We start from the raw sequence: 18,607 nt of genomic DNA, 5'->3' as shown, positions 1-18,607 counted from the left end.
CACTTCGCGCTCCCCGTTCTCGCCTTGCCCACTCGGACGCTCGCCGGGCGGGCAAGGCGAGGACTAGGACGTGTCTTACAGGTCTTGTCCGTGGCGAGCAGCGAGCGGATCAGGTGAAGGTGTTGTGCTGGGTGTTGCCGTCGCCCGTCTGGAGGCCCTTGGAGCCCGGGGCGTGGACGGTGAAGGTGGGGGGCGGGGAGGTGGGGATGGTGTTGAGGCGGGGGACGGTGCGGCGGATGGCGGCGGCCAGGACGTCGACGCCGGGGTCGCCGGAGCGGTGGCCCAGGCGGACGTGGTGGAGGTCGGGCAGGGGGCGCAGGTCGGGGGGCAGGCTGTCGGGGTGGGGGGACGGGGCGCCGTCGACCAGGACCGGGATGACCGGGATGGAGAGGGCCAGGGCCTCGGTGATCTCGCGGCGGACCCAGTCGTCCTCGGCGTGGAGGCGGGGGGAGCCGGACGCGTCGGGGGCGTCCTGCCAGTGGGGGCCGATCACGGCGAGGAGGACCTCGCTGGAGCGGACGGCGTCGAGGATCGGGACGTCGAAGCGGTGGCCGGGCAGGAGGTTCTCGCTGGCGAAGAAGACCTCGCCGGGGCCGAAGATCCGGGCCAGCCGCTCGTACAGCAGGCGGGCGATCTGCGCGGTCTCGCCGACCCGGTAGTTGATGAAGATCGCGGCCATCGGCTTGCCTCCGGTCAGTTGGGCGAGACGTGCAGGACGGTGGTCAGGCGCGGGTAGAGCGAGCGGATCCGCGGCTCGGAGCGCCACCGGATCAGGGTGCGCGCCAGCCTGGCCAGGTCGGTGCGGATCGTCGCGGAGTCGACGCCCGCCGCCGCGTCCAGGACTCCCTCGGTGACCTCGCAGGCGCGTTCCCTCTCCCCTGCCGTGGCGTGGGCCAGTGCCAGTCGGGCGCCGTAGCGGGCGAGGGAGCGGTGGGCGTCCGGTGGGATCCGGGCGACCTGCTCCTCCAGGACGGCCGCCGCCTCGGCGGGACGGCCGAGGTCGTACAGGCACCAGCCACGGGTGACGGCGACGACGTCCACATGGGCCGAGCCCAGTGCCAGGGGATCGGATCCGGCGCTCGCTCCGTCGAGGAGCAGGGCACCGTGGTCCGCCGCCCGTTCGCAGGCGAGGGCGTCGCCGGTCAGAGCGTGTCCCTGCGCCTCCCGGAGCGCCGCCAGCCCGCGGACGCGGCGGCCGGCCGGGCTGCGCCGCGCGCGTCCGGCGAGCGCCGCGGTCGTGGAGCCGTCGTCGGCGTAGAGCGTGATGAGCGCCCTTCGGACCAGGGCGTGCGCGGCCATGTCGGGGTCGGCTTCGCCGGCCAGGCGCACGGCCGTGCCGGTCCACCACAGGGCGGCCCTGGGGTTGCCCGCCTCCTGCGCGAGCCAGCCGGCGTACTCGGCGTGCCGGGCGGCCAGCCGCGACCAGCCCTCCCGGAGGGGGCCTTCGGACGCCGCCGCGACGGAGCGGAGCATGTTGGCCTGGGCGACGACCGTGGGAAGGACGAGACCGGGCCCGGCGACCTGGCCCAGGGCGCGCAGCCGGGTGAAGATCGTCTTACCGGCCTCCAGGCCCGTCTCCCGCACGGCGGCGGCGCGCACGGCCGGCGGGGAGGTGTTCAGGCCGAGCAGCGCCGAGCCCCCTGCTGCCAGGAGCTCCCGGCGCCCTACGGGCGTGAACCAGCCGTCGGCCTCCGTTCCCAGGCTCATGATCCAGACATTCCGTTCGTCCTCCGGTGCCGCGGCCTCCTCGGCGGGCGGTGGCGGACGGCCCCCTCCGGCGAGCGCGGCCAGAGCGCCCCCGGCCCCGAGCGCGGCGTCGCACCTGCGGGCCAGTTGCGGTGTCGGCGGCCTCGCCCCGGACTCGACCTTGCTCAGGTACCCCTTGCTGTAGTGCGCCCGCCCGGCCAGCCCGGCGAGGGACAGCCCCTCGGCCATGCGCAGCCGGCGCAGCGTCTCACCGAACAGTGTGTCCCGTGTGCCCATGGCGCCCTCGCGTCTCCTTTGCCCAACCCGCGGGGCGACGGGCAACACCTGCCGCCGTCCGCGGAAGTGCCGGCAGGCTGGTTCCGGCGACACCGGCCGACGTCCTCATCGCCATTGTCATGGAATTCCCGGCTTGTGGGGCGAGCCACGAGGAATCTGTGGAAAATGAGCGCGTCGGATAGGGCAGCGAGTGCTGAACGGAAACAGGTCCTTGGACGATACTTCGACCGAACCCCCGAAATCGGATAATTCACCCTCCGGGGTGACCGTTTCCACGACCTATAACTTCGAGGTCACCGACAGCCCGCACTCGGTACTGGGGAACAACAACCTCATCCAGTGGATCCTCAACGTGCCGAGGGCCGTCTGGGTCCTGGTCAGCGCAGTCCTCACAGGGATCCTGGCCACGGGATTCGGCGCCCTGTACTTCGGCTGGTTCGCTCCGGAATTCGCTCCCAACTACCGGACCATGTTCCTTGTGGACGCGTCCGAAACCACGGATTCCCAAGGCCTTTCCGCCCTGACCGAATCCCTGAAGAAGACGATGGGGAACTCCGGCGACGAGGACTTCATCGGCCTGCGCGCTCTGGGCGGTGAATGCGGGGTTTCGGCGAACACCAGGAGGCTCGTGCCGTTCGGCACCGGCAACCGGCAGCAGATCACCGACGCCGCGGGGAGAATGAGCCCGTCCGGAAAGCCGACGCTCGTCCGCGGAATCGTCGAGGCCGTCGCCGACTTCTCCAAGCCGCTGCACCAGAAGGCGCGCCAGGTCGACCGGATCATCGTGGTCGCCCGGCACGGGATCGACGCGTGCGACGACGACGCGGCCTTCGTCGAGAACGAGATCAGGCAGCGCGTCTCCGCCGCGGGGCTGTCGCTGGAGTTCAGGTTCGTCGGCTACAAGGTCCCGAAGATCCAGCGGGCGGGGCTCGAGCGGATGGCCGAGGCGGTGAAGGCCCCGGCCCCGTTCCACGCGGACACGCAGGCCGATCTCGACCGCGCCCTCGACCACTTCGCCAATGCCGAACCCATCCTCACCGGCGCCCAGCACATGGTCGACGAGTTCAACACGGCCACGGGCCAGGTGGAGCAGGCCGTCCAGGAGATGGTGGACGGACGCCCCGACATCGCCGCCAAGACGCTGGGCCGGGCGGAGAAGACGGCCGGGGGCACCGGGGACCTGCTGGACGAACTGGCCGCCCGGGCCAGGTCGCCCTACGGCCGTGACATCAAGCAGCGCGCCGAAGCGCTGCGGGGACGCCAGGAACGGGTGCTCGCGGCCGCCACCGACCTGCTCGGCGCGGCACGCGCCGGTTCCCCGCTCGAACGGGGCCTCGCCGTCTTCCAGCAGGCCGCCGACGCATACAACACCGAAAGGACCTCGATGAACCGCGCACTGTCCAGGCTCCGCGGCGGGCTGGCGGGCTCCTCGTGAGCCGCCGCCGGATCGTCGCCGCGATCGCCGCGGTCGTCCTGGTCGTGGCCGCGGGGGCGGCCTACCTGGTGTTCCGCTCGATCCCTGAGGTCCGCACGGCCTTCCTCATCGACACGTCGGAGAGCGAGGACTTCGCCGGCATCGCCCACGCGGTCGGCGGCGCGGCGCTGAACTCCGGCGACGGCGACGCCCTCGCGCTCCGCAGGTTCGGCGGGGCCTGCGCGGATCCGGGGAACACCGCCGAGCTCGTCGGCCCGGATCGCGAGCACCCGGAGCGGATCGGCGCGGCCGCCCGCGCCGTCAAGCCCTCGGGCAAGGCGACGCTCCGCGACGGGATCCTCGCCTCCATCGGCGACTTCTCGGGCCGCTACCCCTTCCGTGGCAGCACGCTGAACCGGATCATCGTCGTCACCTCACACGGCGCGGACGCCTGCGGCACCGCCCAGGCCGATCTCGAGCGGGAGGTCGAGGAGAGGTCCGGTAAGGCCGGGGTGCGCCTGGACTTCAGGATCGTCGGCTACAAGGTCGCGGAGAAGGAGCAGGAGCCCCTGACCCGCCTGGCCACCGCGGTCAAGGCTCCCCCGGCCCGGTTCGTCACGAAGCCCGAGGGCCTCGACGCCCTCCTGAAGGAACTCACCGTCCCGCGCACCCCCGAGGTCAAGGGCATCGGGGCTCCGACCACTCCCCCGACGTCCGCGCCGCCGACCCCGACCCCGACCGGGCCGCTGCCCGACGGCGTGCAGGCGGCCTTCATCAGGGACTACAGAGACTTCGACGTGCGGAACAGGACGATCGCCGTCGACCCGTACGACCTTCTCCGGGGCGCGGAGGCCGAGGAGGCCGCGAAGGCGGACGGCAGCACCGCCGACAACGACTACTACCAGCGCGATCCCAGCAAGGAAAAGGTCCGGCTGCGGGTGGCCCCCGATGCCGAACTGAGGATCAATCAGCTCGACATCGAGCACTCCGGCGACCCCTCCTATAGCAGGACGGTCACGCTCCCGGTCCTGGCGAAACTCTACGAGCAGTACCAGCGCCTCCAAGGCGGCGAGCTCCGAGGCTTCTCGTTCGAGATCACCGTCACCGGCGGCGAGATCACCCGCATCAAGCAGCATTGGTTCCCCTGACCGAAAGAGAACGATGGACGCCCTGACCCTGATCATCAGCGCCCTCGCCGCAGGAGCGGGCGCGGGCCTCAGCGACACCACGGCGACGGCGGTGGGCACCGCGCTGAACCGGCTGAAGTCCCAGCTCACCGCCCATTTCGCCGGAGACGGCGACGGCGACGCGGTGCTGGCCGTCGCCGGGTACGAGTCCGATCCCGAACGCTGGCAGCCGGTCCTCACCCGGGCGCTCCACGCGAGCCCCGCCCGCACCGATCCCGAGGTCCTGGCGACCGCTCGCGACGTGCTCGGGACCATCCGCTCCACCACGACCTACACCTACAACCTCACCAACTCCCAGGGCAGCGTGATCGGCAACGGCAACACCCAGACCAACCACTTCGGCCCATCCTGACCACCCCCAAGAACGGAAGGGCCTACTCCGCGTCGTCGGCGGGCGCGATCCTGGCCAGGGCGTGCTCGACATGGTGGAGGACGTCCTGGAGGGGGGCGCGGCTGCGGGTGATCACGACGACGTAGTCGTCGGGTTCCGCGGGAGTGGGAGGCGCTCCCCAGGCGGCGCGGACCGAGGCGAGGGCGGTGCGGGCGGCGGCGACGGCGTCGGTGGTCGCGCCGTTGCGGAGCCAGGTGCGGACCGCGTGGTTGTGGGCGGCGGAGGCGGCGGCCGCGATGATCTCCGCGTGCAGCGGGCCGTCGGGGCGGAAGGCGAAGCCCTCGCGGAGGAACGCGGCGAGGGCGTGCTCGTAGCGGCGGATCACGATGTGCTCGTGGTCGCGGAGGGCAGGGACGTCGCGGATGTGCCGGTAGCGCATCAGTGACCGCTCGGGACGCTCGGCGTACATCCGGGCCACGAGGAGGGTCGCCTCGCAGGCGTGCTCGACGAGGTCGGTGCCGTCGGCGGCGGTCTTCAGGAAGGCGACCATGTCGTCGAGGCAGCGTTCGTGGTCGGGGAAGACCACGTCCTCCTTGGACGGGAAGTAGCGGAAGAACGACCGCCGTCCGACCCCCGCCCTGGCGACGATGTCGTCGACGGTGGTCTGCTCGAAGCCCTTCTCCTCGAAGAGCTCGAACGCCGCGTCGGCCAGCAGGTCCCGCATCGGCGGCTTCCGGTGGTCCTCCGCCATTCCCGACGTCATCCCCGAACCCTAGCACCGGGGCCTGGACAAGAGGGTACTCAGTGCACATAATTTAGGGAACTCAGTGCCAACCCCTTGGGTGGAGAGATGACCGGCGACTTCGACCTTTTCCAGACCTCCGACGAGCACGAGATGCTCCGGGAGACCGTCCGCTCCCTCGCGGAGAACAAGATCGCCCCAAATGCGGCGGCGGTCGACGAGGAGGCCCGCTTCCCCCAGGAGGCCCTGGACGCCCTGACGGCCAACGACCTGCACGCGGTGCACGTCCCGGAGTCCTACGGCGGTGCCGGCGCCGACGCCCTCGCGACCGTGATCGTCATCGAGGAGGTGGCGCGGGTCTGCGCGTCGTCGTCGCTGATCCCCGCGGTCAACAAGCTCGGCTCGATGCCGGTGATCCTCTCCGGCGGGGAGGAGCTCAAGCAGCGCTATCTCGGGGCGCTGGCCCGCGGTGAGGGCATGTTCTCCTACTGCCTGTCCGAGCCGGAGGCGGGCTCCGACGCCGCGGGGATGAAGACCCGGGCCGTCCGCGACGGCGACCACTGGGTCCTCGACGGGGTCAAGAGCTGGATCACCAACGCCGGGGTGTCGGAGTTCTACACGGTCATGGCCGTCACGGACCCGTCCAAGCGCAGCAAGGGCATCTCCGCGTTCGTCGTCGAGAAGTCCGACCCCGGTGTCTCCTTCGGGCCGAAGGAGCGCAAGCTCGGCATCAAGGGCTCGCCGACCAGGACCGTCCAGCTCGACGGGGTCCGCATTCCCGCGAGCCGCATGATCGGCGAGGAGGGGACGGGCTTCGCGACCGCGATGCGCACCCTCGACCACACCCGCGTCACGATCGCCGCCCAGGCCGTCGGCATCGCCCAGGGCGCCCTCGACCAGGCCGCCGCCTACGTCAAGGAGCGCAGGCAGTTCGGCAGGGCCATCGCCGACTTCCAGGGCGTCCAGTTCATGCTCGCCGACATGTCCACGCAGCTCGAGGCGGCCCGCCAGCTCACCTACGCCGCCGCCGCCCGCTCCGAGCGCGACGCCGCCGACCTCACCTCCTTCGGCGCCGCCGCCAAGTGCTTCGCCTCCGACGCCGCCATGCAGATCACCACCGACGCGGTCCAGCTCCTCGGCGGCTACGGCTACACCAGCGACTTCCCTCTGGAGCGCATGATGCGCGACGCCAAGATCACCCAGATCTACGAGGGCACCAACCAGATCCAGCGCATCGTCATCGCACGGTCCCTGCTGAAGTAGACGCTCCGGGAGAGCGGCCGGGGCGGGACGAGCCTGGTGGAATGCGAAGATCGCTGCTGATGTTGATCACGGCATGACACAAGGACCCGCCCCGCGCCCGCTGTCCGACGAGGCCCTGTCCGCGCTGCTGGCCTCCCGGCGCTTCGGCACGCTCGCGACGAACAAGCGCAGCGGCCACCCCCATCTCACGACGATGCTCTACGCCTGGGATCCTGAGCACCGGATCGTGCGCTTCTCCACCACCGCCGACCGCGTCAAGCTGAAGCAGCTGCGCCGCGACCCCCGCGCCTCCGTCCACGTCCAGGGCCCCGACATCTGGTCCTTCGCCGTCGCCGAGGGCCAGGCCGAGCTCTCCGCCGTCGCGGCCGAGCCCGGCGACGCCACCACCCGCGAGCTCCTCGCGATGCTCCCCCAGGAGGCCCGGCCCGAGGACGAGCGAGCCTTCTTCGAACAGCAGGTCGCCGAGCGGCGCGTCGTCATCCGCCTCGGAGTCGAGCGCCTGTACGGGACGGCCCTCGACATCAGCGGCGGCTGATCCGGCGGAGCGGACGGCTCCGCCGGTCAGCCGGCCGCGGCGGCGAACATGCCGGGTTCGTAGGAGCCGCCCTTCATGTGGAGGATGACGCCGAGCCGGTTGGCAGCGTTGATCATGGCCACGAGGTAGACGAGAGCGGCGATCTGGTCGTCGTCGTAGTGCTCCCTGACCTGGGACCAGGTGCCGTCGGAGACGCCCGGGCGCGCGTCGGCGAGGCGGGTGCCCTCCTCGGTGAGGGCCAGGGCGGCCTGCTCGGCCTCGGTGAACACGGTGGACTCGCGCCAGGCCGCCACCAGGTGGAGGCGGACCGCGGTCTCCCCCGCGGCGGCGGCGTCCTTGGTGTGGAAGTCGAGGCAGAAGCCGCAGCCGTTGATCTGGCTGGCGCGCTGCATCATCAGCTCCTGGGTGGCCCTGGGCAGCGACGACTGCTGGATCAGCAGGCTGGTCGCGGCGAACCTCTTGCCGATCTTGGCTCCGGTCTCGTTGGCCATCAGGTCGAAACGGGGTTCCATGACTTGGTCCTCACTCGCGGTGCGCGGCCGCGCGGTCGTTCGCGCGGCCTCTGACGACCACGAGACGCCCCCGGCCCGTCCCGCGTGACGCCCCCGGCTGTGACGTGCGCCACCGGCGGAAACCGTCACACGCGGGAGAAACAGGTGAGCGGGAGGCGGGCCCTGCGCGTCTGATGCAGTATGAGCGACCTTTCCGGCCCGGCGCCGACGACGTCCGAGGTCGAGCCGCGACCGCGGGCGAGGGAACTGACCCAGAGCGAGATCGATGCCCTCCCGCTGGACAAGCGGCTGGAACTCCTCGCCCTCGAACGTCAGGGCGCCGAGGCCGCGCAGGCCCGCCGGGACGCCGAGCGCGAACGGGAGCGGGCCAGGGACGACGCCCGGCGGGACCGCAGATGGCAGGGTAGCCACCAGTGGATCAACAGCCTCGTGCTGCTGTTCGGCATCGTGCTGGCCTTCATCACCTGGCGGACCGGTCAGGAGGAGCTGCGCACCTCACGCGACAACCTCGCCACCGTCCAGCAGGGACAGGTCACCGAGCGGTACACCAAGGCCGTCGAGCAGCTCGGCTCGTCCAGACGCGAAGTCCGCATCGCCGCCGTCTACGCCCTGGAGCGCATCGCCCGGGACTCCGATCGCGACCGCATCGCGATCCGCGACGTCCTCGCGGCCTTCGTCCGCGAACACGACCCCGGCCCCAAGGTCGAGGACGCCGAGCTGCCGAAGGAACCCGACACCGATGTCGCCGCCGCCCTCAACGTCCTCGCCCGCCGGCCCGCCGATCCCGTCGACCACACGCACGGACTCGATCTGCACGGCATCCGGACGCCCGCCACGTCCTTCATCAGCTACGAGGTGAACCTGACCTCCGCCAACCTGGAGTCCGCGAACCTGTCCCGGACCGACCTGAACAACGCCAGGATGGACGGCGCGAGACTGAACTTCGCGAACCTGACCGGCGCGGACCTGAACCACGCCATCCTCACCCGTGCCTACTGGAGTCCGCGAACCTGTCCCGGACCGACCTGAACAACGCCAGGATGGACGGCGCGAGACTGAACTTCGCGAACCTGACCGGCGCGGACCTGAACCACGCCATCCTCACCCGTGCCTACCTGTTCAGCGCGAAGCTGACCTCCGCGAACCTGACCGGCGCCGACCTCTCCGGCGCCCAGCTGCCCGGCGCGGACCTGCGCGGGGCCGACCTCCGCGGGGTACGGGGGCTGACGGAGGCGGAGGTGAGGAAGGTGGCGACGACGGATGAGAACACGAAGTTCGGCCCCGTCCCGACACCCTGATCATCGGGCCGTCGGCCGAGCGCCGGGTTGTCACACGGAGGAGGCGGGCGGCGTCCTGTGCGTGTGATGCGATCAGGAGTGAGCGAGCGGGAGCGGACGATGAGCGAACACGTGGATGCGGCGACCGAGGCGTTCGTGGCCCACCGGAACCTGTTGTTCACCGTCGCCTACGAGATGCTCGGGTCGGCCGCCGACGCCGAGGACGTCCTGCAGGAGACGTGGCTGCGGTGGACGACCGTCGATCTGGGGCCGGTGCGGAACCAGCGGGCGTACCTGGTGCGGATCACCACCCGGAAGGCGCTGGACCGGTTGCGCGCGCAGAGCCGCCGCAGGGAGTCCTACGTGGGTCCCTGGCTGCCCGAGCCGCTGCTGACGGCGCCCGACGTCGCCGAGGACGTCGAGCTGGCCGACAGCGTCTCGATGGCGATGCTGCTGGTCATGGAGACGCTGGCGCCGACCGAGCGGGCCGTGTTCGTGCTGCGCGAGGTGTTCGACGTGGGCTACGAGGAGATCGCCGAGGCCGTCGGCAAGAGCCCGGCCGCGGTCCGTCAGATCGCCCACCGGGCACGGGCCCATGTCGCCGCGCGGCGGCCGCGCGGGACCGCTTCCGCCGCCGAGACCCGGAACGTGCTCGAGGCCTTCCGGCGGGCCGCCGAAACGGGCGACACGCGGCGCCTGCTCGCCGTCCTCGCACCCGACGTCGTCTTCCTGGGCGACGGCGGCGGGCTCGCGCAGGCCGCGCTCGTTCCCATCGTCGGCTCCGCCGAGGTCGCCCTCCTGGCGGCCGGGCTCAGCCGCTTCGGCCCCTCCGCCCTCCAGCCCGCCCAGGCCAACGGCCACCCGACCCTGGTCCTCCGCCTCGACGGCCGAGTCGACACCGTCTTCGCCGTCCGCGTCGAGTACGGCCTCATCACCGGCCTCTACGCCGTCCGCAATCCCGAGAAACTCTCCCGCATGGACCACGAGACCCCCGTCAGCCGCTAGGTCGTCTTCTTCGGGCGGTGCGGGAGGGGACGGCGGCGCCCCGGGGACCGGCCCCGTGCGGGACCGGTTCCCCGATGGGCGGATGGATCAGGCCGACGAGGTCAGGCCGGGGATCAGGTTCTCTCTGAAGGCGTCGACGAACAGGCCGTGGTCGCGGCGGACGACCTCGGCGTAGCCGTGGCCGAAGGCGACCATGGCGGCGACGAACTGCGACTCGTCGGGGCCGATCGCGGCGTTGATCGCGTCCTCGACCTGGAAGGGGACCAGGGTGTGGTCGGAGTCGCCGTCCGACACGCAGTGGATCTTCGCGGTGGCGCGGCCCAGGTCGTCCAGGAGCTGGAGCATGTCGTCGGGCTCGGTGAGGCTCGACCAGTCGAGGTCGGCCTCGTACGGAGACAGTTCCTGGACCACGAAGCCGACCCCGTTGATCTCGGTGTAGCCGAGCCACGGGTCGGTGTTGGCCTGAAGCGCCCGCCGGGACAGCGCGGTGCGGTGGCCGTGGTGCTTGAAGTAGGACGCCACCCGCGGGTCGGTGACGACCCGCGACGGCGCGGCGACGTTGCCCTGCTTGAGGGAGAGGATGACGTCGTTCTCCAGGGCCTGGGTCTGGCCCTCCACCAGGATGTTGTAGGCCGTCAGCCCCGCCGAGCCGATGCCGAAACCGGAGGCGCCGACCACGTCCTTGATCTTGTAGGTCAAGCTGCCGAACCGCTTGTCGTGCGGGATGGTCTCCAGGTAGGCGGCGTAGGCGGCCTCGACCATGGCGCGCTCGGCGTCGTCGAGGCGGCGGATCCCCGGACGGTCCTGCATCCGCCGCTCGTGGCCCTCGACCACCGTGTGCCGCTTCAGCAGGTCGACCCTGGTGCTGGAGATCGCCTCGATCAGCACCTCCCGGACGTGCCCGGACGCGGAGTCCAAGGTGAGGGCCCACTGCTCGTCGGGCTCGGACCGCACGTAGAACCGCACCTGGTCGACGTAGGCCCGCACATAGGTCTCGATCATCCGGGTGATGTCGGCGTCGGAGATGGCCTTGCTCCACGCCATCAGGGCGAGACTGGCCACCAGACGCTTGACGTCCCAGTCGAAGGAGCCCAGGTAGGCCTCGTCGAAGTCGTTGACGTCGAACATGAACACGCCGTCGTCGTTCATGTAGGTGCCGAAGTTCTGTGCGTGCAGGTCGCCCTGGATCCAGACGCTGCCGGTGCGCTCGTCCGCCCAGGGATCGGTGTCGTGCACGATGTCGGCGTAGAAGATCGGCGCGCTGCCCCGGTAGAAGGCGAAGGGGTCGGAGGCCATCTTCCGGAACCGGCGCCGGAACTCGGCCGGAGAGCGCTCCATCAGCGGAGCGAACGCCTCCACCAGCACCTCCACCAGTTCGGCCTGACGTTCCTTCGGATCACGCTGCTTCAGCGCGGCGACGAGTTCACTCACGTGCGTTCCTTCCGGGATTGCCTACGTCCCGAATCTTCGCGCATGGACCGGACCTGATCGTCCATTCGCGTCAAAACACCGGGCGAACTCCGTCCTGCGGCCGGGCGGCGACCCGTCCCGAGGACCGCCGCCCGGCGCCGAGCCGTTCCCGGAGCTCAGTCCAGGCCGAGCTCGGTCCGGAGCCGGTCGCGCTCGTTCTCCATGACCTCGATCTGGCCCGCGAGTTCCTCGCGCTGGTTCAGGTCCGCGCCCGCGTCGGCGAAGTCGCGAGGCTCGTCCGGCGGCGGCTGGAGCTGCCTTCGCAGTCCCTCGAGGTCCTTCTCGACTTCGTCGAGACGCCGCTTCTTCTCCTGGTCAACTGCCATTTTCTCCCCCTTCGTCACTTCCGCTCCTACCCACGACCGCGCCTCCCATCCGGAAAAGATCATCGGCCGGCGGCTCGGAGCGGGTAGAGTGCGGGCATGAGCAACGGGTCGTGTCGCAGCTGGTGGCGCTCCTTCTAAGGAGCGGTCCCCTGCGCATGCCCGTGAGGCCGTTCGTCCGGACGGCCTCTTTTGTTTTTCCGGGATCTCCCGTGGGGCCGTCGAGCCCTGTGAGGAGAGACACGATGGAGACCGTGAAGGAAGCCCGGGTGCTGACCGGGGACAGGCCGACCGGCCGGCTGCACCTCGGCCACTACTTCGGGACGCTGCGCAACCGGGTCCGGCTGCAGGAGGCGGGCGCCGAGCTGTTCGTGGTGGTCGCCGACTACCAGGTGCTGACCGACCGGGACGTCGCGGAGCGGCTCGGCGAGCACGTCGAGGACCTGGTGCTGGACCACCTCGCCGCCGGGATCGACCCGTCCCGGGCGACGATCTTCGTGCACAGCGCGGTGCCCGAGCTGAACCAGCTCATGCTGCCCTTCCTGAGCCTGGTCAGCGTGGGCGAGCTGAGCCGCAATCCGACCGTCAAGGAGGAGATCGGCCACTCGCGGCAGGGCTCGACGAGCGGGCTGATGTTCACCTACCCCGTCCACCAGGCCGCCGACATCCTCTTCTGCCGGGCCGGGCTCGTCCCGGTCGGCCGGGACCAGCTCCCGCACCTCGAGGTGACCCGGACGATCGCCCGCCGCTTCTCCGAACGCTACGGGCCGCTGTTCCCCCAGCCGGAGGCCCTGCTGTCCGAGGCGCCGCTCCTGCTGGGCACCGACGGGACGAAGATGAGCAAGAGCCGCGGCAACGCGATCTCCCTGGCGGCGACGGCCGACGAGACGGCCGCGCTGATCAGGGGCGCGAAGACCGACTCCGACCGCCGGATCACCTACGATCCGGCCGGCCGTCCCGAGGTCTCCGGGCTGCTCGACCTGGCCGCGCTCTGCCTCGGCCGCTCCCCCGTGTCGGTGGCCGAGGAGATCGGTGACGGCGGCGCCGCCCGGCTCAAGACGCTGCTGACCGACGCGGTCAACGGCTTCTTCGCGCCGCTCCGCAGGCGACGGGCGGAACTCGCCGCCGACCGCGACCGGATCCGGGCCGTCCTGGCCGAGGGCAACGAGGCCGCCCGGACCGTCGCGGAACGGACCCTCGCCGAGGTCAGGACGGCCATGTCGATGGTCTACTGAGGGGCCGGAGGGAGCGGTAGACGAGCAGGTAGCGCCAGAACAGCAGGCGGCGCATGCGGGCGCCGGGCAACCGTGCCGCGGCAGCGGCACGGATCTCGTCGAAGGTCATCAGCGGCGGTTTCACGGGCGGCGCGGGAACGGACGGGCCCTGTTCGGTCAGCAGGTGCCTCAGCCGGATCACCGCGTTGACCGGGACGGCCGCCAGGCTCCAGGCGTAGTCGGTCCTGGAGCGCTCGGCCGCGCAGCCCAGGACGATCAGCACTCCGCCGGGCGCCAGGGCGTCACGCAGCCGCGTGACGGTCTCGAACGGAACGTGGTGGAGGCTCGCCAGGCAGCTGATCACGTCGTAGTGGCCGGCCGGGAGCTCGGCGCCGGTGACGTCGGCCACCCCGTAGCGCGGGCCTCCGCCCTCGGCACGGGCGATCGCGATCATCTCCGCGGACGGGTCGAGGGCGTCCACTTCCAGGCCCCGGGCGGCCAGGCGGCGGGCGAAGAGGCCCGAGCCGCAGCCGATGTCCAGGGCGGTGCGGGCGCCCTCGGGTATCTGGCGCAGGAGCAGGGGATGGTAGTGATCGTTATGGTCGAAGGGCATGGCCGGTGATCTTGTCAGAACGGGCGCGGCGGGTCGAGAGTCCTCATAGGCTCGGAGGGTGAAGAGAGTCGCCGTGATCGGGCTGGGCGGGATCGCCCGCAAGGCCTACCTGCCCACCCTGGCCGCCCGGCCGCTCGATCTTCACCTGATGACCAGGAGCCGGTTCACCCTCGACGCGGTCGCCGACACCCACCGGGTGCCCTCGGACCGGCGGTTCACCACCCTCGACGAACTGATCGGGTCGGGGATCGACGCGGCGTTCGTCCACGTCCCGACCACCGCCCATCTGACGGTCGTGCCCCGCCTGCTCGACGCCGGCGTCGCCACCTATGTCGACAAGCCCCTCGACACCACCCTCGAAGGCTCGCGCGAACTGGTCGAGCACGCCGCCCGGGCGGGCGTCCCGCTGATGGTGGGGTTCAACCGCCGCCACGCCCCCGCCTACACGGGCGCGCTCGATCATCCGAGGGACCTGATCGTCCTGCAGAAGAACCAGCCGTCCGGGTCCGGCCCGGTCCGCGAGGTGATCTACGACGACTTCATCCATGTCGCCGACACGCTGCGGTTCCTGGCGCCGGGCCCGATCCGCGGGTCGCACGTCTCGGGACGGGTCTCCGGTGGGGTGCTGGAGCACGTCGCGCTGACGCTGACCGGCGAGGGCTTCACCGCGATCGGCCTCATGCACCGGCTCGGCGGATCGAAGGAGGAGAAGCTCGAGCTGTCCGGCCGCGGGCGCAAGCGGGAGATCCTCAACCTCACCGACGTGATCGACCACCACGGCCCGGTCGCCCGCCAGCCGATCGACGGATGGGCGTCGGTCGCGAACCAGCGCGGCTTCGAGCAGATCTGCACGGAGTTCCTCGAAGGCCGCCATCCCGGCCTTAATGACGCCCTCCTCACCCACGAGCTCTGCGAGAAAGTGGTCACATCCCTGTCCTGACCTGGCCCTTTCGGGTAGATCGCGAAATTTTTTCGATCACGAGGTACAAGTCCGGTTTTCGGGGGAGACCGCCGCCATGACGACGACGCTGACGCCCCCCGAGCAGACCGACGCTGGCAAGCTCCACGACCTCATCGAAGAGCGCCTCGTCCTGATGGCCTCCCTCGAAGCGGACGACCCGCGCCGTGCTCGGATCCGCGAGGAGGTCGTCGTCATGTGCGACGGTTACGTGCGCCGGATGGCCTCGCGCTTCGGCGGACGCGGTGAGAACCCCGAGGATCTGTACCAGGTCGGCATGCTGGGGCTCGTCAAGGCCGTCGACCGGTTCGACCCCGACCGCGGCGTCCACTTCGCCGCCTTCGCCGGGCCGACCGTGCTGGGCGAGATCAAGCGCCACTTCCGCGACCGGAGCTGGGCCCTGCGCCCGCCGCGCCGCATCCAGGAGCTGCACCTCGCCGTCAACAAGGCCCGGGTCGAGCTGAGCCAGACGCTGCACAAAGCGCCGACCGTCGCGGACCTGGCCGCCCATGTGGGCGTCAGCGAGGAGGAGGTGCTGGAGACGCTCGCCGCGGGCGACCACTACAACACCGTCTCGCTCGACTCCCCCATCGACGACGACTCCGACCGCGCCGAGAGCGACATGCTCGGCCGCCTCGACCCGGCGTTCGAGCTGGTCGAGGGCCGCAACGCGCTCGGCCCCGCGCTCGAGCGGCTGCCCGAGCGCGAGCGCCGGATCGTGCTGCTGCGCTTCTACGCCAACAAGTCGCAGTCGGAGATCGCGACCGAGCTCGGCATCTCCCAGATGCACGTGAGCCGTCTGCTCTCGCGCAGCCTCGGCCAGCTCCGCACCCTCATGGAGGGCTGAGAACCCGGAACGACCAGCCCCGCCGGTGATCACGAGCACCGGCGGGGTTTTCTCATGCGCGGTTTGACCCGGCGCCCCTTCAGGAGGCATACTCAACCTGATGGTTGATTAACCATCAGGTTGAATACAAGAGACCGGCGAGAGGCAGGGAGGCCGCGATGCCGGACGACGCGCTGAGCCTGACGTTCTCCGCCCTGGCCGATCCGACCCGGCGGGCCCTGCTGGCCCGCCTCGCGGCCGGCGAGGCGACGGTCAACGAGCTCGCCGAGCCCTTCGACATCAGCCTCCAGGCCGTCTCCAAGCATCTGAAGGTCCTCGAACGGGCCGGGCTGATCACCCGGGGCCGCACGGCGCAGTGGCGTCCGTGCCGCCTCGAGACCGCCCCGCTCACCGAGGCCTCCGCCTGGATCGAGCGGTACAAGGCGGGCTGGGACGGCCGGTTCGACCGCCTGGAGGACGAGCTCCGGGCGCTCCAGGAGCAAGCACACGAGAAAGGAAACAACGATGAGCAAGACTGAGTTCGTGATCGAGCCCGGACGTCAGGACATCGTCATGACCCGCGAGTTCGACGCCGCCCGCGACCTGGTCTTCCGGGCCTGCACCGAGCCGGAGCTGTTCCGCCGGTGGATCGGAAGCAAGGGCCGCCCCACCGAGGTCGACATCTGGGAGCCGCACCACGGCGGCCGCTACCGCTGGCACCTCACCGACGACGAGGGCCGCGAGTTCGCCTTCCGCGGCGTCTTCCACGAGGTCTCCCCGGAGCGGATCGTCCAGACCTTCGAGTGGGAGGGGATGATCGGCCACATCTGCCTCACCACGATCACCCTGGAGGAGCTGCCCGGCGGCCGGACCCGCTATGTCGGCCTCGACGTCTTCCAGACCGTCGAGGACCGCGACGGCATGGTCTCCAACGGGATGCAGGGCGGCGCCGAGGAGGGCATGGACCAGCTCGCCGACGTCCTCGCCTCTCTCTGAGAACCCGCCGGCGGCCCGGATCCCCCCGGGCCGCCAGCAAGTGCTTACTTCTGAATCTGCTATTCATGGTGGACAACACATCCAGCAAGAAGGCGGCGACAGATGATCGAGTGGGCAGAAGACGAGATCATGGTCCGGGACATGGTCCGGGACTGGATCGGCAAGGAAGTGCGGCCGGTCCTCGACGAACTCGACTCCGGCGAGCTGCTGCCCTACGAACTGATCCGGGGCCTGTACACGACGTTCGGGATGCGCGACATGGCCGCGTCGTCGTTCGACTCCCGGATCGAGAAGGAGAAGGCCGGGATCGCGCCCGAGCCGAAGAAGGACCGGGGCGACGCCGGGGCGGCGTTCAGCATGATCCCCATCATCGAGCTGTGCAAGGTGGCTCCCGGGCTCGTGACCGCGATGGGCGTCTCGCTGGGCCTCGCCGCTGGAACCATCATGAAGCGCGGAACCGTCGAGCAGAAGATCCGCTGGGGCCGCGACCTGCAGACCTTCGACAAGATCGGGGCCTGGGCGATCACCGAGCCCGACTCGGGATCGGACGCCTTCGGCGGGATGAAGTCGACCGCGAGGCCCGACGGCGAGGGCGGGTGGATCCTCAACGGCAACAAGACCTTCATCACCAACGGGCCGAACGCCGACACGATCGTCTTCTACGCCAAGCTCGACGACGGCCGTCCGGTCCGCGAGCGGGAGATCCTCTGCTTCGTCCTCGACTCCGGGATGGAGGGCCTGGTCCAGTCCAAGCCGCTGCGCAAGATGGGCTGCCACTCCTCCCCCACCGGCGAGCTGTTCCTCGCCGACGTCCGGGTCGGGAAGGACCGTCTCCTCGAGGGCGGCGGCAGCGGCAAGGAGTCCGCCAAGGCGAACTTCACCACCGAGCGGGCCGGCGTCGCGGCGATGGCGCTGGGCGTCATCGAGGAGTGCCTGCGCCTGTCGATCGACTACGCCAAGTCGCGCGTCGCCTGGGGCAAGCCGATCGCGGACTACCAGCTCATCCAGCTCAAGCTCGCCAAGATGGAGGTGGCCCGCGTCAACGTGCAGAACATGGTGTTCCGGCACGTCGAGATGCAGAAGGCCGGGCGCACCCCGACCCTCGCCGAGGCCTCGGCGATGAAGCTGTACTCCGCCCAGGCCGCCTCCGAGGTGGCCATGGAGGCCGTCCAGCTGTTCGGTGGCAACGGGTACATGTCGGAGTACCGTGTGGAGCAGCTCGCCCGTGACGCGAAGGCGTTCCAGATCTACGCCGGCACCGACGAACTCCAGATCACCCACATCGCCCGCGACCTCCTGTCGCGCTGACCGTCATGGATCGTCCAGCCGGGATCGCCGCCCGGCTGGACACCACGGTCAATGATCTGAATACTCATTTCCATGGACGGTCCCGCTTTTCCGCTACGGGCCTCCGACATGCAGCGTGACCGGGTCCTGGCCGATCTCGCGCAGCGCGTGGCGGAAGGGCGGATGTCCCAGGACACCTTCGAGCGCCGGGTCGAGCTCGCTCTCCAGGCGCACAACGAGGTCGAGCTCCAGGACCTGGTCCACGATCTCCCGCACCGCAACCGCTTCGTCGACCGCATCGCCGGGGCCATCTCCTCGTTCTCCGCCGCGACCGCCCGCATCGAGTCCGCCTGGCGCACCCCCCGCCTGCCGCGCTTCATCCTGCCACCGGGCGAGCAGCCCCGGATCCTGGTCGGCCGCGCCCCCGGCTGCCACTTCGTGCTCACCGACCTCACCGTCTCGCGCTTCCACGCCGAGATCTGCGCCGAGCCCAGCGGCTGGACGATCAACGACCTCGGCTCGATGAACGGCACCCGCGTCAACGGCTGGCGGCTGACCGGCCCCGGCCGGGTCCGCCCCGGCGACCAGGTCGGCTTCGGCAACAGCACCTTCATCGTCGCGGCCCCCTGACGTTCCGCATCCGGCCGTTCCTCAGGGGCCGGAATGTCCTG

General features: G+C 70.6%; 22 protein-coding genes. 15 read left to right on the top strand and 7 right to left on the bottom strand.

The genetic code is table 11. The features are described 5' to 3' along the window. Positions 1 to 109: 109 nt before the first annotated feature. Together ABD785_RS10460 and ABD785_RS10455 are read right to left on the bottom strand one after the other, a co-directional pair. Positions 110 to 679 carry a toll/interleukin-1 receptor domain-containing protein gene (locus ABD785_RS10460; RefSeq protein WP_344825390.1) on the bottom strand — a complete coding sequence of 190 codons (570 nt, stop codon included), beginning with the start codon at positions 677 to 679 and terminating at the stop codon, positions 110 to 112. A 14-nt stretch (positions 680 to 693) separates the two neighbouring features. After that, entirely contained in the window at positions 694 to 1,983 is a 1,290-nt protein-coding gene (locus tag ABD785_RS10455) for an NsdA family TPR-like regulatory protein (RefSeq protein ID WP_344825387.1), read from the bottom strand. Between the two features lie 262 nt (positions 1,984 to 2,245). Here ABD785_RS10455 and ABD785_RS10450 point away from each other — a divergent pair, with 262 nt between their 5' ends. From ABD785_RS10450 to ABD785_RS10440, 3 genes are read left to right on the top strand one after another with little or no spacing between them, the layout of a single operon-like run. Then, on the top strand, positions 2,246 to 3,418 hold the full coding sequence (locus ABD785_RS10450) for a hypothetical protein (protein WP_344825384.1): 1,173 nt from the start codon (positions 2,246 to 2,248) through the stop codon (positions 3,416 to 3,418). Next, entirely contained in the window at positions 3,415 to 4,545 is a 1,131-nt protein-coding gene (locus ABD785_RS10445; protein WP_344825381.1) for a hypothetical protein, read from the top strand. Before ABD785_RS10450 ends, ABD785_RS10445 begins: the two co-directional genes overlap by 4 nt. A gap of 13 nt (positions 4,546 to 4,558) precedes the next feature. Then, positions 4,559 to 4,936 carry a hypothetical protein gene (locus tag ABD785_RS10440; protein WP_344825379.1) on the top strand — a complete coding sequence of 126 codons (378 nt, stop codon included), beginning with the start codon at positions 4,559 to 4,561 and terminating at the stop codon, positions 4,934 to 4,936. A gap of 22 nt (positions 4,937 to 4,958) precedes the next feature. Here the strand turns inward: ABD785_RS10440 and ABD785_RS10435 are convergent, their stop codons facing one another. Continuing rightward, complete coding sequence (locus tag ABD785_RS10435; RefSeq protein WP_344825377.1) at positions 4,959 to 5,678, bottom strand: TetR family transcriptional regulator; 720 nt, start codon at positions 5,676 to 5,678, stop codon at positions 4,959 to 4,961. 87 nt (positions 5,679 to 5,765) lie between these two features. Between ABD785_RS10435 and ABD785_RS10430 the strand changes: the two genes are divergently transcribed. Together ABD785_RS10430 and ABD785_RS10425 are read left to right on the top strand one after the other, a co-directional pair. Continuing rightward, positions 5,766 to 6,920, top strand: coding sequence for an acyl-CoA dehydrogenase family protein (locus tag ABD785_RS10430; protein WP_344825374.1), 1,155 nt, complete (start codon positions 5,766 to 5,768; stop codon positions 6,918 to 6,920). Between the two features lie 73 nt (positions 6,921 to 6,993). Then, complete coding sequence (locus ABD785_RS10425) at positions 6,994 to 7,455, top strand: PPOX class F420-dependent oxidoreductase (RefSeq protein WP_344825371.1); 462 nt, start codon at positions 6,994 to 6,996, stop codon at positions 7,453 to 7,455. 26 nt (positions 7,456 to 7,481) lie between these two features. On the opposite strand, the gene ABD785_RS10420 is transcribed toward ABD785_RS10425, so the two are convergent. Further along, a complete protein-coding gene (locus ABD785_RS10420) occupies positions 7,482 to 7,967 on the bottom strand; it encodes a carboxymuconolactone decarboxylase family protein (RefSeq protein WP_344825368.1) in 486 nt (161 codons plus the stop codon). Positions 7,968 to 8,147: 180 nt separating this feature from the next. On the opposite strand from ABD785_RS10420, the gene ABD785_RS10415 reads away from it, so the two are divergent. From ABD785_RS10415 to ABD785_RS10405, 3 genes are all read left to right on the top strand, one after another. Next, positions 8,148 to 8,996, top strand: a complete 849-nt coding sequence (locus ABD785_RS10415) for a pentapeptide repeat-containing protein (RefSeq protein WP_344825365.1) — start codon at positions 8,148 to 8,150, stop codon at positions 8,994 to 8,996. 11 nt (positions 8,997 to 9,007) lie between these two features. Beyond that, entirely contained in the window at positions 9,008 to 9,265 is a 258-nt protein-coding gene (locus tag ABD785_RS10410; protein WP_344825361.1) for a pentapeptide repeat-containing protein, read from the top strand. Positions 9,266 to 9,364: 99 nt separating this feature from the next. After that, positions 9,365 to 10,249, top strand: a complete 885-nt coding sequence (locus tag ABD785_RS10405) for an RNA polymerase sigma-70 factor (protein WP_344825358.1) — start codon at positions 9,365 to 9,367, stop codon at positions 10,247 to 10,249. Positions 10,250 to 10,336: 87 nt separating this feature from the next. Here ABD785_RS10405 and ABD785_RS10400 read toward each other — a convergent pair whose 3' ends face one another. Further along, on the bottom strand, positions 10,337 to 11,680 hold the full coding sequence (locus ABD785_RS10400; RefSeq protein WP_344825355.1) for a DUF2252 domain-containing protein: 1,344 nt from the start codon (positions 11,678 to 11,680) through the stop codon (positions 10,337 to 10,339). A gap of 155 nt (positions 11,681 to 11,835) precedes the next feature. Next, a complete protein-coding gene (locus ABD785_RS10395; RefSeq protein WP_344825352.1) occupies positions 11,836 to 12,045 on the bottom strand; it encodes a hypothetical protein in 210 nt (69 codons plus the stop codon). A gap of 242 nt (positions 12,046 to 12,287) precedes the next feature. On the opposite strand from ABD785_RS10395, the gene trpS reads away from it, so the two are divergent. Next, positions 12,288 to 13,277: a tryptophan--tRNA ligase gene (gene trpS, locus ABD785_RS10390; RefSeq protein WP_344825349.1), complete on the top strand. Its 990-nt coding sequence runs from the start codon at positions 12,288 to 12,290 to the stop codon at positions 13,275 to 13,277. Here the strand turns inward: trpS and ABD785_RS10385 are convergent. After that, positions 13,249 to 13,869 (bottom strand): class I SAM-dependent methyltransferase, encoded by a 621-nt coding sequence (locus ABD785_RS10385; RefSeq protein ID WP_344825346.1) that lies wholly within the window; start codon positions 13,867 to 13,869, stop codon positions 13,249 to 13,251. The genes trpS and ABD785_RS10385 overlap by 29 nt on opposite strands. A gap of 58 nt (positions 13,870 to 13,927) precedes the next feature. Here ABD785_RS10385 and ABD785_RS10380 point away from each other — a divergent pair, with 58 nt between their 5' ends. The 6 genes from ABD785_RS10380 to ABD785_RS10355 all read left to right on the top strand — a co-directional run bounded on the left by ABD785_RS10380 (position 13,928) and on the right by ABD785_RS10355 (position 18,566). After that, positions 13,928 to 14,809, top strand: a complete 882-nt coding sequence (locus ABD785_RS10380; RefSeq protein WP_344825343.1) for a Gfo/Idh/MocA family protein — start codon at positions 13,928 to 13,930, stop codon at positions 14,807 to 14,809. A gap of 76 nt (positions 14,810 to 14,885) precedes the next feature. Beyond that, a complete protein-coding gene (locus ABD785_RS10375) occupies positions 14,886 to 15,674 on the top strand; it encodes a SigB/SigF/SigG family RNA polymerase sigma factor (RefSeq protein ID WP_344825340.1) in 789 nt (262 codons plus the stop codon). Between the two features lie 158 nt (positions 15,675 to 15,832). Next, the gene (locus ABD785_RS10370) at positions 15,833 to 16,192 is read left to right on the top strand and encodes an ArsR/SmtB family transcription factor (RefSeq protein ID WP_344825337.1); all 360 of its coding nucleotides are present in this window, start codon (positions 15,833 to 15,835) and stop codon (positions 16,190 to 16,192) included. Beyond that, the gene (locus ABD785_RS10365) at positions 16,179 to 16,649 is read left to right on the top strand and encodes an SRPBCC family protein (protein ID WP_344825334.1); all 471 of its coding nucleotides are present in this window, start codon (positions 16,179 to 16,181) and stop codon (positions 16,647 to 16,649) included. Before ABD785_RS10370 ends, ABD785_RS10365 begins: the two co-directional genes overlap by 14 nt. A 102-nt stretch (positions 16,650 to 16,751) precedes the next feature. Further along, positions 16,752 to 17,957 carry an acyl-CoA dehydrogenase family protein gene (locus ABD785_RS10360; protein WP_344825331.1) on the top strand — a complete coding sequence of 402 codons (1,206 nt, stop codon included), beginning with the start codon at positions 16,752 to 16,754 and terminating at the stop codon, positions 17,955 to 17,957. Between the two features lie 72 nt (positions 17,958 to 18,029). Then, positions 18,030 to 18,566: an FHA domain-containing protein gene (locus ABD785_RS10355; protein WP_344825328.1), complete on the top strand. Its 537-nt coding sequence runs from the start codon at positions 18,030 to 18,032 to the stop codon at positions 18,564 to 18,566. Positions 18,567 to 18,607: the final 41 nt, after the last annotated feature.

Origin of the sequence: Actinocorallia longicatena (assembly GCF_039534125.1) — a bacterium.
Taxonomy (GTDB): domain Bacteria; phylum Actinomycetota; class Actinomycetes; order Streptosporangiales; family Streptosporangiaceae; genus Actinocorallia; species Actinocorallia longicatena.
Note: the sequence above shows the minus strand (reverse complement) of the source record. Positions and strands in the feature narration are given on the sequence as shown.